Origin of the sequence: Curtobacterium sp. MCBD17_021 (assembly GCF_003234525.1) — a bacterium.
Classification (GTDB): Bacteria; Actinomycetota; Actinomycetes; order Actinomycetales; family Microbacteriaceae; genus Curtobacterium.
This window is the reverse complement of the sequence record NZ_QKTS01000023.1, coordinates 1-13,060: the sequence shown is the minus strand read 5'-3', so window position 1 is coordinate 13,060 and position 13,060 is coordinate 1. Positions and strand designations below refer to the sequence as shown.

Below are 13,060 nucleotides of genomic sequence, written 5' to 3'. Positions count from 1 at the left end.
GGCCCTGTTGAGGACGGCCTGGCGTTCGAGATCGGCCGACCGGGTTCGGCTGGGTTCTCGGGTCGACGACGACGGCGGCCTGCGGCAGGGCCACGACCTCCTGTTCGACGACGGGACCGGGTGGCGGACCGGGGACCGGTGGCTATCGTGGAGACCATGACCGACGTCGCAGGCACCACCGGAATCCGCACCGACGAACTCGACGAGTCGGTGCGGCCGCAGGACGACCTCTACCGGCACGTCAACGGCAGGTGGATCGCCGACACCCCGATCCCGGACGACAAGGCCCGGTACGGGTCCTTCACCGTCCTGGCGGAAGAGGCCGAAGCGGCCGTGCGCACGATCATCGAGCGCGCGCAGCACGCCGAGCCGGGCACCGAACAGCGGAAGGTCGGTGACCTCTTCACGTCGTTCACCGACGAGGTCGCCCTCGAGTCCGCGGGCTCCGGGCCGATCGAGCCGCTCCTGGCCGACATCGCCGCGATCGAGGACAAGAACGACGTGCTCCGCATGGTCGGTCGCTTCGAGCGGCTCGGGCTGCCGAGCTTCATCCAGCTCTTCGTGGACAACGACCCGGGCGACCCGGACGCCTACATCGTGTTCCTCGAGCAGTCCGGTCTCGGCCTGCCCGACGAGTCGTACTACCGCGAGGACCGGTTCGCCGACATCCGCGAGAAGTACCGCGAGTTCGTCGGCTCGATGTTCCCCCTGGCCGGCTACGACGAGAGCGGCGACCGGACCGAGCACGTCATCGCGCTCGAGACGGCCATCGCCTCGGCGCACTGGGACAACGTCGCAACCCGCGACAGCCAGAAGACCTACAACAAGCTGCCGTGGGACGAGGTGTCGGCGCTCGCCGAGGGCGTCGACCTCCGCATCTGGTGGGACGCCATCGCCGCGCCCGCCGGGGCCTTCGACACCGTCGTGGTCCGACAGCCGTCGTTCCTGACGGGTCTCGCGCAGCTCTTCCGCGAGCAGCCGCTGCCCGTCTGGAAGGACTGGCTCTGCTGGCAGGTGATCCGGGCCTCCGCCCCGTACCTCACCAGTGCGTTCTCGGCGACGAGCTTCTCGTTCTACGGCACCGCGCTGACGGGTGCGCCGAAGCAGCGTGACCGCTGGAAGCGCGGTGTCTCGCTCGTCGAGGGTGCCATGGGCGAAGCGGTCGGTCGCATCTACGTCGAGGAGCACTTCGACGAGACCTCGAAGGCCACGATGGACGACCTCGTCGCGAACCTGGTCGAGGCCTACCGGCAGAGCATCACCGGACTCGAGTGGATGACCGACGAGACGCGTGCCCGCGCGCTCGACAAGCTCGACAAGTTCACGCCGAAGATCGGCTACCCGGTGAAGTGGCGCGACTACAGCGCCCTGCCCATCCGACCGGACGACCTGCTCGCCAACGTCCGGGCCATCGCGTCGTTCCAGGTCGACCGCGAGCTCGGCAAGATCGGGAAGCCGATCGACCGCGACGAGTGGTTCATGACCCCGCAGACGATCAACGCGTACTACAACCCGGGCTTCAACGAGATCGTGTTCCCCGCGGCGATCCTGCAGTTCCCGTTCTTCGAGGCGACCCGCGACGCCGCGGCCAACTACGGCGCGATCGGCGCGGTCATCGGGCACGAGATCGGGCACGGCTTCGACGACCAGGGTTCGCAGTACGACGGTGACGGCCGCCTGCAGAACTGGTGGACCGAGGCCGACCGCCAGGCGTTCGAACAGCGGACGAAGGCCCTCATCGCGCAGTACGACGCGCTCGTGCCGACCGAGGTGCCGGACGGCCACGTCAACGGTGCGCTGACGATCGGCGAGAACATCGGTGACCTCGGCGGGCTCTCGATCGCGTGGAAGGCGTACCTGATTTCGCTCGACGGCGCCGAGCCTCCCGTCATCGACGGTCTGACCGGTGCCGAGCGCTTCTTCCTCAGCTGGGCGCAGGCCTGGCGGATGGCGATCCGTCCGGAGGAGGCCGAGCGCCTGCTCAGCATCGACCCGCACTCGCCGAACGAGTTCCGCTGCAACCAGATCGTGCGCAACATCGACGTGTTCTACGACACCTTCGCCGTCTCGGACAGCGACGCGATGTACCTGGCTCCGGCCGAGCGCGTCGCCATCTGGTGATGGTGGAGCCGGACGCGCCGCACTCGTCGCGCCGGCGCCGCCCCGGACGTCCCGGCGACGGCGGTCACCCCGACGGTGGTGCTGCCGGGAGCGGCTCCGCGGGCGGGGGCCGTGCCGGTGGTGGCGGCCGCAGTCGGGGGAAGCACCGGGGAGGCGCGGACGAGCGCTTCACGGCGACGACCGAGGCGCTCGGCGCGATCGCGGTGGACGGCGCCGGGGTGAGCGCGTCGATCATCGACACGTCCACCGGGCGGGCGCTGCTCGCGATCGACGACCGCCTCGTGCAGCCCGTGGCGAGCCTCGGGCGGGTGCTGCTCCTCATCGAGGTCGCGGCGCAGCTCGAGGACGGTCGCCTGCACGGTGACCGGCTCCAGCGGATGGCCCGCGACACCGCGACCGGGGCCGGCCTGTGGCAGTTCCTGCAGGAGCCGACCATGCAGGTGTCGGACCTGGCGACCCTGGTCGGAGCAACCGCGGACGCCTGGGCGACGAACGCGCTGCTCACCACGGTCGGGATCGACGCCGTGCGGTCCCGGGCGGAGTCGCTCGGGATCGAACGGACCGCCCTCATCGACCGGGTGCGTGACCGCCGCGGGCCGGACGACGCCCCGGACGTGTCGGTCGCCAGCGCGGGGGAACTGAGCTGGCTGTTCCGGGGACTCGCGCTCGGTGAGGTCGTCGACGAGGCGGTGTCGAACCGCGTGCTCGGCTGGTCGTCGCTCGCCGCCGACATGTCGCTCGTCGCGGGGTCGTTCGGGCTCGACCCGCTCGCACACCGGGCGCTCGACCACGGCCTGCAGTCCGTCGCCGTCACCGGTTCCGGACCGGGCGTCCGCGCGGAGGCCGGGGTGCTCCGCGGGCCGGCGTCGTCGGTCTGCTACGCGGTCACGGTCCGGTTCGAGGACGACTCGTTGCAGCGTCGCCTCGCGGTCGTCGACGCCCTGCGCACCATGGGGACCGAGGTGCTCGAGGTCGTGCACGCCCCCGCCGAGCGCTGAGCACCGCGCGTCCCGGCCCGGCACCTCGTCCCGTCCGGCATGTCGACGGGCCCGGCCGGCCGCCCGGTCCGACACGTCGCACTTCGTCGCCACCGAGGTGCACCGCGCACGTCCTCCCACGAACGCACCGTCGCACAGCCGGATCGGGCAGGATCGGCAGCGTGCACGTCGACGACGACGTGCCGACACGGAAGGACAGACCGATGGCAGCAGGCAAGCACGAGGCAGCACGCGGCGACGAGGACCGGGCGGACGGCGTGGACGAGCGTGCGGGGGAGTTCGTGGACAGCGAGATCCCCGGCGAGCACCGCGTCACCGACGACGAGCCGGTCGGCGAGTTCGTGTCGAGCGACATCCCCGGGGAACGGCGCCCCGAGTCCGCGGGTGAGCAGGGTGAGTACGTCGAGTCGGACATCCCCGGCGACGTCGAGCCCGGTGGTCCCGAGACGGCTGGCGAGTACACCGACCGCGACCGGTGACAGCGAGGCGGGCCGGCCTCAGTCGACGAGGTCGGCCTGCGTCAGCAGGCGGAGCGTCTCCACCCCGGCCGGCGGGCAGCGCCCGGCGTCCGCGGAGGTGACCCACTCCACCTCGTCGACCTCGGCCGAGGGGACGGGCGTGGCGGCGTCGAGCGCGCCTCCCGGCCGGGCCAGGAACAGGGTCATCGCGACGACCGTGCCCGGCGCCTGCCCGTGGGCCGGCTCGGTCACGGTGGCGAACTCGTCGACGTCGGCTGCGCCGAGGCGCAGCCCGGTCTCCTCGAACGCCTCGCGGACGGCCGCGTCGACGGCGCTCTCCCCGGGCTCGACCTTGCCGCCCGGCAGGTAGAGCACGTCGCGCCCCCGGGCACGGACCATGAGCACACGTCGGTCGCGGACGAGCAGGAGTGCGCTGACGTCCAGGACGGGGCCGCCGGTCGGGAGGCCCGGACCGGCCGAGCCGCTCAGCTCGCGTCCGCCTCGTCGTCGCGCACGCGCGCGGCCCGCTCGGCCAGGGGCACGACGGCGGACGGCACGTCCGCGGCGGGCTCGGGGCGGACCCCGAAGAGGGCGTCCAGGGCCCCGGTGAAGTCGTCGCCGCGTCCGGCACGACCGAGCTCGCGGGCGCGCACGGAGGGCCGGTGCAGGAGCACGCCGACGAGGTGTCGGAGAGCACGTTCGGTCTGCTCGGCGGACTCCGGGGTGGTGTCGCCGCGACGCTTCACGCGGTCGATCTCGTCGTCGAGGATGTCGAACACGTGCTTGCGGAGGGCGACGAGCGCGGGGGTCGTCGACTGCTCGAGGGCCTGTGCGCGGAAGCGGGAGACGGCGTCGTCGACGATGGCGCGCGCTTCGGTCTCGGCGTTCAGTTCGGCGATCGGGGCGTGGATGCTGATCGTCTCGAGGTCGAGCAGTTCGACGCCGTCGACGTCGGCGGCGTCGGGATGCACGTTGCGGGGGAGGCCGAGGTCGATCACGATGCGGCGGGCACCGTCGTCGAGGTCGCATGCCTCCACCACGGGCACCTCGCTCGACGTGCAGGTGATGACGACGTCGCTCGTGCCGATCGCGGTGCGCAGGTCGGTGGCGGCGACGAGGTCGTGCTTCGCGGCGAACCACGGCGCGCGGCCGGAGGGCGAGAACACCTGGATGTGCTCGGCTCCGCGGTCGCGTAGGGCGGCGATGGTGGTGGCGGCGTAGCTGCCGGTGCCGACGAGCAGCACGCGCGTGCCGGCCCAGTCCGTGATGCGCGAAGACGCGAGTTCGAGCCCGAGGCGGACGAGCGAGCGCCCGGCGGCACCGATGCGGGTGCGGGTCTTGACACCGCGTGAGGTGTGCGCGGCCTCCTGGAAGAGCCGCTCGAGGTCCGAGGTGGTGGTGCCGTTGCGGCGGGCGTCCTCGAGCGCCCGCCGGACCTGCCCGGAGATCTCGGTCTCGCCGACGACGACGGACTCGAGCCCGCTCGACACGGCGAAGAGGTGCTGCACGACGTCCCCGCCACCCAGGACCTGCACGGAGTCGAGGACCTCGTCCGCCTGCAGTTCGCTCGCTGCCGAGACGGCCTCCACCGTGGCACGGACGGCGGCGTCGTCGTCACCGGCGATGTCGAGGTAGGCCTCGAACCGGTTGCACGTGGCGAGGACCACGGCGCCGTCGAGGACGTCCGAGTCCGTGACGAGGCGGCTGGCGGCCGCGGGTGCTCCGATGCTCAGACGCTCCAGGAGGTCGAAGCTGGCGTTGCGATGCGACGCCGTGAGACAGATGAGCACGTGTTCAATGGTAACCCCGGCGTCCCGAGCACCGGGTCGGGGAGCCGTCCTGTTCGCGGTGCGAGAATCATCCGGTGACCGACGCGCTCCCGACCACCCATCCGCTCGCCGACGGCCGCACCGCGGGCTCCAGGCTCGTCCGCGCCCTCCGCGGGGACCGGCCGGAGACGCTGCCGGTGTGGTTCATGCGGCAGGCCGGCCGGTCGTTGCCGGAGTACCGGGAGCTCCGCGTCGGGACGGCGATGCTCGACGCGTGCCTCGACCCGGCCCTCGCGTCCGAGATCACCCTGCAGCCGGTCCGTCGGCACGGGGTCGACGCCGGCATCTTCTTCAGCGACATCGTCGTGCCGATCAAGCTCGCGGGCGTGGACGTCGAGATCGTCCCCGGTCGTGGTCCGGTCCTCGCGTCGCCGGTGCGGTCGGCGGCGGACGTCGACGCCCTGCGCCCCCTCGAGCCGGAGGCCCTCGCCCCGATCACCGAGGCCGTCGCGCGGACGGTCGCGGAGCTCGGCAGCACGCCCCTGATCGGCTTCGCGGGTGCGCCGTTCACCCTCGCCGCGTACCTGGTCGAAGGCGGCCCGTCGAAGGACCACATCCGTGCCCGGACGTTGATGCACGCCGAGCCGGAGACGTGGTCGCGCCTGCTCGACTGGGCCGCCGACGTGTCGGGGGCGTTCCTCCGCGCGCAGGTGCTCGCGGGTGCCTCGGCCGCGCAGCTGTTCGACTCGTGGGTGGGATCGCTGTCGCGTGCGGACTACGTGTCCCGGGTCGCCCCGCACTCGGCACGGGCACTGTCCCACGTGACCGACCTCGGCGTCCCCCGGATCCACTTCGGTGTCGGCAGCGGCGAGGTGCTCGCTGACATGGCCGCGGTCGGCGGCCGCGACGGCGGTCGGGACGGCGCCGTCGACGCGGTCGGTGTGGACTGGCGTCTGCCCCTGGACGAGGCCGCGCAGCGCGTCGGCGGCGACGTGACGCTGCAGGGCAACATCGACCCCGCGATGCTCTCGGCCCCGTGGGACGTCCTCGAGGCCCACGTCCGCGACGTCGTCCGTCGCGGTGGAGCCGCCCGGGCGCACGTCGTCAACCTCGGGCACGGGGTGCCGCCGGAGACCGACCCGACCGTGCTCACCCGCGTCGTCGAGCTCGTGCACTCGCTCGGCGACGGGACGCAGGCCGACCAGACCCGGACCGACCCGGGCAGGAGCGCCGCGGCATGACCGACGTCGTCGTGGTCGGCGGCGGCGTCGCCGGGCTGGTCGCCGCGCGTGACCTCGCGAAGGGCGGCGCGCACGTCGTGCTCCTCGAGGCCTCCGGCGTGCTCGGCGGGATGATCCGTCGGCACACGGTCGCGGGCCTCGACCTCGACATGGCGGCGGACTCGTTCGCGACCCGGACGGACGCCGTGTCCTCGCTCGCCGTCGAGCTCGGCCTCGGCAACGACATCGTCTCGCCGGACCCACGGGGAGCGTGGTTGATGACCCGCGACGGCCGGACCGCCCCGATCCCCTCGACCGGCCTGCTCGGGATCCCGGGGACCCCGATGGCGGCGGACGTCATCGCGGTGGTCGGCGGCGCGGGCGCCCTCCGCGCGCAGATGGACGCGCTGCTGCCCTCGCCGATCGGGGCGCGGGCTACCTCGCTCGGCGCGATGGTCCGGAGTCGGATGGGCGCGACGGTCCTCGACGACCTCGTGGTGCCGGTGGTCGCGGGCGTGCACTCGACGCACCCGGACGACCTCGACCCCGACCGTGTGGCGCCCGGGCTGCGTGCCGCCCTGCAGCGTGAGGGGTCGCTCGCCCGCGCGGTGCTCGCCCTCCGCAAGCGTGCCGTGGCCGGGTCCGCCGTGCAGGGTCTCCGCGGCGGGATCGCCCGGTTGGTGGACGAACTCGTCGCCGACCTCGACACGTACCGGGTCGACGTCCGGCTGCACACCCGTGCCACCCGGGTCGAGCGGGTCGCGGTGGAGACGGCCTCGGCGGACGGCCGGACCGAGCGCCTGGCCGCGGACCACGTGTTCGCGACCGTCGCCGACCCGGCCCGGACGGCGGCCCCGCGGCGGTCCGGCATCGAACTCGTCACCCTGGTCGTGGACCGGCCCGAACTCGACGACGCCCCGCGCGGCACCGGGATGCTCGTCCACCCCGCCGCGACGGGCGTGGCCGCCAAGGCGCTCACGCACGCGACGGTGAAGTGGCCGTGGCTGGCGGAACGTGCGGCCGGGAGGCACGTGCTGCGACTCAGCTACGCCCTGCCCCCGGCGGGTTCGGGGTCGACGACCGGCGCTGCCGACGCGACGGACGCGGACGATGTGGCCACGAGCCTCCCGGTCGACCCGGCCGGTCCGGTGAGCGTGCGGGCGACGACGGACGCGACCGCGCTGCTCGGGCTGCCCGTCGGGCCGGAGCACGTCGTCGGAGCCGCGCGTGTCCGCTGGCACGGACCGGACGCCGAGGCCGCCGGACTGGCGGACGGTGTGGTCGGGATCGGCGAGGCGTCCTCCGGCCGGGGGTTGTCCGGCATCGTGACCGCGGCCCGCGCCGCCGCTGGACGCATCCTGGATTCCTGAGCGGACCGCGGACCCGCCGAGGGCTACTGTTGGGGGAACCGTCGGACACATGCCGATCGGTGCATGACCCACACACGGTGCATCACCAAGCACACTGACCCAACGGAGGAATCGCTCATGCGAGGAAAGCTCCTGTTCGTCGCCGGCGCAGCACTCGGGTACGTCCTGGGATCGCGAGCCGGTCGGGCGCGGTACGAGCAGATCAAGACCGTCAGCGGCAAGATCTGGAACAGCAACGGCGTCCAGAAGAGCGTCCACGACGTCGAGGGCTTCGTGCAGGACCGCACGCCCGACGTCGCCGACTTCATCGGTGAGCAGACCAAGAAGGTCGTCCGCAAGGTGAGCTCGAAGGCGTCGGCCGACAAGGGCTCGCAGATCTCATGACCGACACACGCGACCGGAAGTCGCGGTCGCTGTTCGGCCTCGTGAAGGACGTCCCCGACCTCGTCAAGGACCTGGTGCAGGGAGAGATCGCCCTCCTCAAGGCCGAGATGATCGGCAAGGCGAAGGTCTTCGCGGTCGCCGCCGGCATCCTCGTCGCCGCGCTCGTCATCGTCCTCTACGCGATCGGCGTGCTCCTCACCGCAGCGGTGATGGGACTCGCGACCGTGATGCCGGCGTGGCTGGCGGCGCTGCTCCTCGCGGTGCTGATGCTCATCGTCGCCGCGGTCCTCGGGCTCATCGGCTGGAAGCGGCTCAAGAAGGGCCTGCCGGTCACGCCGAAGCGCACGATCGCCAGCGTCAAGAACGACGTCAACGCGGTGAAGGGCCTCGGCCGCAAGCCGACCCCGGAGACGCAGCGCGCCTCGCGCAAGCCGGACGTCGACGGCCGGTTCTGACCCCCGTCATCCCCACGACTCCACCGGAGGACCAGTGACCGACCCCCAGGACGAGCACGGCGCGATCGCCGACCGTGTCGCCGCCACCCGTGCCCAGCTGTTCGACACGCTCGACGCCATCGAGGACAAGCTCAACGTCCCGAAGCAGCTCGGCGTCGCGGCGTCGAAGGTCAAGCGCGGCCTCGACGAGAACCCGGTGCCGTACCTGGCCGGGCTCGCAGCGGGAGTGGCAGTGGTCGGGGGTATCGTCGTAGCGGCGCTCCGACGGCGGTGATCCACACGCGGCGAGCCTTCGCGAGCCGCGGTGGACGATCGTCCCGGACGCCCGCTCGGCGAAGGGGGCCGGCGAACCACACCCCCGGCAGACGTGGAGGACGACCGATCCATGAGCACTGACGTGCCCACCCCAGCAACCACCGCAGCGCACGAGACGGACCCGGCCTCCGGGATCGACCCGAACCTGCTCACCGCCTACGCCCTCTGGGCGGTCTTCCGCCGTCCCGTCGGCGCTGTGCAGCGCGGTGGTGACGACTCGGTCGCCGAGCTCGACGCCGTCGTGGCCGCCGGTGCCGAGCGCGGGGTCACCATCCGCGGCTTCTACGACGTCTCCGGCTTCCGGGCCGATGCGGACGTCATGATCTGGCTGCACGGTGACGACGCACAGGCGATCCAGGCGGTCCTCCGCGAGATCCGCCGCACGGCCCTGTTCCAGGACGCCGAGCCGGTCTGGCACGCGATGGCCATGCACCGCGAAGCCGAGTTCAACAAACGGCACACGCCGGCGTTCCTCCGTGGCAAGGACCCGGAAGCCTGGATCACGGTGTACCCCTTCGTGCGCTCCTACGAGTGGTACCTGCTGCCGGAAGAGGAGCGCTCGGGGATGCTCCGCGACCACGGCATCGCCGGCGCGAAGTACCGCCGCGTCCTGACGAACACCATCGCCTCCTTCGCGCTCGGCGACTACGAGTGGATCCTGCCCCTCGAGAGCCCGGACCTGGTCGACCTGGTCGACCTCATGCGCGACCTCCGTTACACCGAGGCCCGCATGCACGTCCGCGAAGAAGTGCCCTTCTACACGGGTCGTCGCGTGACGACCGCCGAACTCCCGGAGGTGCTGTCATGACCGACACCAGCATGATCACGAACGGCCAGGTCCTCGCCGCCACCCCGGCGGCCGCATCCGGCCCGGAGCACGTCGAGACCCCGACCGCGTACGACGCGATCCTGCTCGCCGGCTTCGGCGGGCCCGAGGGCCAGGACGACGTCATCCCGTTCCTCCGCAACGTCACCCGTGGCCGCGGGATCCCGGACGAGCGTCTCGAAGAAGTCGCGCACCACTACCGCCACTTCGGCGGCGTCAGCCCGATCAATGCCCAGAACCGTGCGCTCAAGGCCGCGCTCGAGGGTGAGCTCGCCTCTCGGGGCATCGACATGCCCGTCCTCTGGGGCAACCGCAACTGGGAGCCCTACCTGGAAGAGGCGTTCACCGAGGCGGCCGACAAGGGCTACAACAAGCTCATCGCGATCGCCACGAGCGCGTACTCGTCGTTCTCCAGCTGCCGCCAGTACCGCGAGGACTACGCCCGCGTGCTGAACGAGACCGGCCTGATCGACACGATCCAGATCGACAAGATCCGGCAGTTCTTCGACCACCCGGGCTTCGTCCGACCGTTCATCGACGGGGTCCGCGACGGCATGGCCCGCGCGATCGCCGAGAACGACGGCCTCGACGTCGCGACCGAGCTGCAGGTGCTGTTCTCCACGCACTCGATCCCGTCGACCGACGCCGCCCGGTCCGGCCCGGACTACCGCGGCTTCGACGAGCACGGGGCGTACGAGGCGCAGCACCTCGCGGTCGGCGAGGTCGTCCTCGACCAGGCCTGGGCGGAGCTGCTCGAGCAGCCCGAGCACGCGCACCTGCAGGGTACGTCGAAGCCCGCCTGGAAGCTCGTCTACCAGTCCCGCTCCGGCCCCCCGTCGCAGCCGTGGCTCGAGCCCGACATCAACGACTACATGAACGAGGACCTCAAGGGCGGACCGACCCGCGCCGTCCTCATCGTGCCGCTCGGCTTCGTCAGCGACCACATGGAGGTCATGTGGGACCTCGACGAGGAAGCCACCGAGACCGCCGGTGAGCTCGGCTTCTGGTCGCTCCGCACGCAGACGCCCGGCATCGACCCGGCCTACGTGTCCGGGCTCGTCGACCTGGTGCTCGAGCGCGTCAACGGCACGCCGAAGGTCGAGCGTCCGCACATGACCGACATCGGCCCCTGGTACGACGTGTGCCGTCCGGGGTGCTGCGAGAACGTGCGAGCGGGGTTCAAGCCCGCCGCCGCCGGCGTCGCCCCGTGACCGACGGGCCGACTCCGATCCGCCTCGGCACCCGAGCCAGCCGCCTGGCGGTCGCCCAGTCGCAGGACATCGCCGACCGACTGGCGAAGGCGTCCGGCCGACCGGTCGAACTCGTCACGGTGACGAGCGAGGGTGACACGAACCGGGCCTCCCTGGCGTCCCTCGGCGGGACCGGCGTGTTCGCGTCGGCCCTGCGCGAGGCGCTCGTGGCGAACGAGGTCGACGTCCTCGTGCACTCGCTCAAGGACCTGCCGACCGCGCCGTACCCGGGCCTGACCATCGGCGCGGTGCCGAAGCGTGCTGACGCCCGTGACGTCCTCGTCGCGCGGAACGGCGCGACGATCGAGACCCTGCCCGAAGGTGCCAAGGTCGGCACGGGATCACCCCGCCGCGTGGCACAGCTCAAGGCGGACCGGCCCGACCTCGACGTCGTGGACATCCGCGGCAACATCGACACCCGGCTCGCCCGTGTCGAGGACGACCTCGACGCCGTCGTGCTCGCCGCGGCCGGACTCGGACGGATCGGCCGGCTCGACGCCGCGACCGAGCTGCTCGACCTGGGCTTCTGGCCGAGCGCTCCCGGTCAGGGGGCCCTCGCCGTCGAGATCCGTGCCGACGAGGACGACCGGAACCTGCTCGCCGCGCTGCGGAAGATCGAGCACGCCCCGACCCGTCTGACCGTCACCGCCGAGCGCGAGGTGCTCGCGAAGCTCGAGGCCGGCTGCTCCGCCCCGATCGGTGCCACCGCGGTCGTCGACGCCGAGATGCTCCTCGTCTCGGCGACGGTCTACCGTCCCGACGGCTCCGAGTACCGGACGGCGTCCCATGCGGCCGTGCTTGACGGATCCGCGCAGGACCGCCTCGACGAGGCCCTGGCCGTCGCCGACCGGGTCGCCGCCGAGCTCCTCGAGAACGGCGCCGCCGAGCTGGCCGACCTGTCGAGCTCCGCCGGGTCCGACTCGGCCGAGCACGACGCCGAGCACACCGTCGGCCCCGGCCTCGACACCCCCGGCACCGAGGGACCGTCCGACACGTCCGTCACCGCGACCGAGTAGGGCGACGATCACCACGGACACCACGCGGGACGACACGACCGGGCACCGGCCCGTGGTCGTCGTCCCGCGCGGCGGCGCGTGGGGAGCACGGGTCGCCGCGGCGGCTCGGGCACGCGGGCTCGACCCGCGCATCGTCCCGCTCGTCACCGACGCGCCGCCGCTCGACGCCGGTCCCCTCGACCGGATGGTCGCGCGGCTCGCGGCCGGCCGCCCCTCCCCGGTTCCGGAATTCCGGAACCTCGAGGCGTCGGGTTCCGACATCGTGGAACCTCGACGACCCGCACGCGGCGAGTCGTCGCACCTCGACGGCACGGGTGACGGCCGAGCGAGCGCCGACTGGCTCGTGGTGACCAGTGCGACCACCGTGCGGGTCCTCGCGGAACGCATGCCGGGGCTCCCGTCCGGGGTCCGCGTCGCCGCCGTCGGCGAGGCGACCGCCCGTGCTGCCCGCTCCGTCGGATGGACCGTCGACCTCGTGCCGGACGACCACTCCGCGGCCGGACTCGTGCGGGCACTCCCGGCGGACGCCCGACTCGTCCTGCACCCGCGCTCGGACCTCGCCGCCCCGACGCTCGTCGACGGTCTGCGTGCCCGGGGCATCGACGTGGAGGACGTGGTCGCGTACCGTACCGTCGGGACCGGCGATGAGCGGATCCCGACCGACCCGGTACCGGACGTCGTGCTCGTGACGAGCGGCAGCGTCGCCCGCGAAGTCGCTCGTCGACTCTCCCCCCTCGACCCCCGCACCCGGATCGCCTGCATCGGCCCCGGCACTGCGGACGAGGCCCGCACCGCCGGACTGCCCGTGCACGTCGTCGCAGCCGACCGGTCCGCCGAAGCCCTCCTCGACGCCGTGGTCGAGACCCTCCCACCCCACC

At 72.5% G+C, this 13,060-nt stretch carries 14 protein-coding genes; 12 read left to right on the top strand and 2 right to left on the bottom strand.

Annotated features, from left to right (window positions below):
• Nucleotides 1-156: 156 nt before the first annotated feature.
• From DEI83_RS15045 to DEI83_RS15035, 3 genes are all read left to right on the top strand, one after another.
• Nucleotides 157-2,121, top strand: coding sequence for a M13 family metallopeptidase (locus DEI83_RS15045; RefSeq protein WP_111082748.1), 1,965 nt, complete (start codon nt 157-159; stop codon nt 2,119-2,121).
• Nucleotides 2,121-3,119 (top strand): serine hydrolase, encoded by a 999-nt coding sequence (locus tag DEI83_RS15040; protein WP_111082747.1) that lies wholly within the window; start codon nt 2,121-2,123, stop codon nt 3,117-3,119. The genes DEI83_RS15045 and DEI83_RS15040 overlap by 1 nt, the downstream gene beginning before the upstream one ends.
• Nucleotides 3,120-3,322: 203 nt before the next feature.
• Nucleotides 3,323-3,598, top strand: a complete 276-nt coding sequence (locus DEI83_RS15035) for a hypothetical protein (RefSeq protein ID WP_111209814.1) — start codon at nt 3,323-3,325, stop codon at nt 3,596-3,598.
• 18 nt (nt 3,599-3,616) lie between these two features.
• Here DEI83_RS15035 and DEI83_RS15030 read toward each other — a convergent pair whose 3' ends face one another.
• The gene (locus DEI83_RS15030; RefSeq protein WP_258371246.1) at nt 3,617-4,021 is read right to left on the bottom strand and encodes an NUDIX domain-containing protein; all 405 of its coding nucleotides are present in this window, start codon (nt 4,019-4,021) and stop codon (nt 3,617-3,619) included.
• Nucleotides 4,022-4,062: 41 nt separating this feature from the next.
• Nucleotides 4,063-5,367 carry a glutamyl-tRNA reductase gene (locus tag DEI83_RS15025; protein ID WP_111082745.1) on the bottom strand — a complete coding sequence of 435 codons (1,305 nt, stop codon included), beginning with the start codon at nt 5,365-5,367 and terminating at the stop codon, nt 4,063-4,065.
• Between the two features lie 74 nt (nt 5,368-5,441).
• Here DEI83_RS15025 and hemE point away from each other — a divergent pair, with 74 nt between their 5' ends.
• The 9 genes from hemE to DEI83_RS14980 form a co-directional block, all read left to right on the top strand.
• Nucleotides 5,442-6,587 (top strand): uroporphyrinogen decarboxylase, encoded by a 1,146-nt coding sequence (gene hemE, locus DEI83_RS15020; RefSeq protein WP_111082744.1) that lies wholly within the window; start codon nt 5,442-5,444, stop codon nt 6,585-6,587.
• The gene (locus DEI83_RS15015) at nt 6,584-7,936 is read left to right on the top strand and encodes an NAD(P)/FAD-dependent oxidoreductase (RefSeq protein ID WP_111082743.1); all 1,353 of its coding nucleotides are present in this window, start codon (nt 6,584-6,586) and stop codon (nt 7,934-7,936) included. The genes hemE and DEI83_RS15015 overlap by 4 nt, the downstream gene beginning before the upstream one ends.
• Before the next feature lie 117 nt (nt 7,937-8,053).
• Entirely contained in the window at nt 8,054-8,320 is a 267-nt protein-coding gene (locus DEI83_RS15010) for a hypothetical protein (RefSeq protein ID WP_111082742.1), read from the top strand.
• Nucleotides 8,317-8,775 (top strand): phage holin family protein, encoded by a 459-nt coding sequence (locus DEI83_RS15005; protein ID WP_111082741.1) that lies wholly within the window; start codon nt 8,317-8,319, stop codon nt 8,773-8,775. The genes DEI83_RS15010 and DEI83_RS15005 overlap by 4 nt, the downstream gene beginning before the upstream one ends.
• 34 nt (nt 8,776-8,809) lie before the next feature.
• Nucleotides 8,810-9,049 (top strand): DUF3618 domain-containing protein, encoded by a 240-nt coding sequence (locus tag DEI83_RS15000; protein WP_258371243.1) that lies wholly within the window; start codon nt 8,810-8,812, stop codon nt 9,047-9,049.
• Between the two features lie 111 nt (nt 9,050-9,160).
• Nucleotides 9,161-9,898, top strand: a complete 738-nt coding sequence (hemQ, locus tag DEI83_RS14995) for a hydrogen peroxide-dependent heme synthase (protein ID WP_111082740.1) — start codon at nt 9,161-9,163, stop codon at nt 9,896-9,898.
• A complete protein-coding gene (locus tag DEI83_RS14990) occupies nt 9,895-11,127 on the top strand; it encodes a ferrochelatase (RefSeq protein ID WP_111082739.1) in 1,233 nt (410 codons plus the stop codon). The genes hemQ and DEI83_RS14990 overlap by 4 nt, the downstream gene beginning before the upstream one ends.
• On the top strand, nt 11,124-12,182 hold the full coding sequence (gene hemC / locus DEI83_RS14985; RefSeq protein WP_111082738.1) for a hydroxymethylbilane synthase: 1,059 nt from the start codon (nt 11,124-11,126) through the stop codon (nt 12,180-12,182). The genes DEI83_RS14990 and hemC overlap by 4 nt, the downstream gene beginning before the upstream one ends.
• Before the next feature lie 52 nt (nt 12,183-12,234).
• Nucleotides 12,235-13,060 (top strand): uroporphyrinogen-III synthase (locus DEI83_RS14980; protein WP_111082737.1); only part of this gene is annotated, 826 nt, incomplete at its 3' end.

Bases quoted from the DNA above. Each gene is read 5' to 3' on its own strand.
- DEI83_RS15035 (WP_111209814.1), top strand. From the start codon at position 3,323: ATGGCAGCAGGCAAGCACGAGGCAGCACGCGGCGACGAGGACCGGGCG.
- DEI83_RS15010 (WP_111082742.1), top strand. From the start codon at position 8,054: ATGCGAGGAAAGCTCCTGTTCGTCGCCGGCGCAGCACTCGGGTACGTC.
- DEI83_RS14990 (WP_111082739.1), top strand. From the start codon at position 9,895: ATGACCGACACCAGCATGATCACGAACGGCCAGGTCCTCGCCGCCACC.
- DEI83_RS15005 (WP_111082741.1), top strand. From the start codon at position 8,317: ATGACCGACACACGCGACCGGAAGTCGCGGTCGCTGTTCGGCCTCGTG.
- hemQ (WP_111082740.1), top strand. From the start codon at position 9,161: ATGAGCACTGACGTGCCCACCCCAGCAACCACCGCAGCGCACGAGACG.
- DEI83_RS15040 (WP_111082747.1), top strand. From the start codon at position 2,121: ATGGTGGAGCCGGACGCGCCGCACTCGTCGCGCCGGCGCCGCCCCGGA.
- DEI83_RS15015 (WP_111082743.1), top strand. From the start codon at position 6,584: ATGACCGACGTCGTCGTGGTCGGCGGCGGCGTCGCCGGGCTGGTCGCC.
- DEI83_RS15045 (WP_111082748.1), top strand. From the start codon at position 157: ATGACCGACGTCGCAGGCACCACCGGAATCCGCACCGACGAACTCGAC.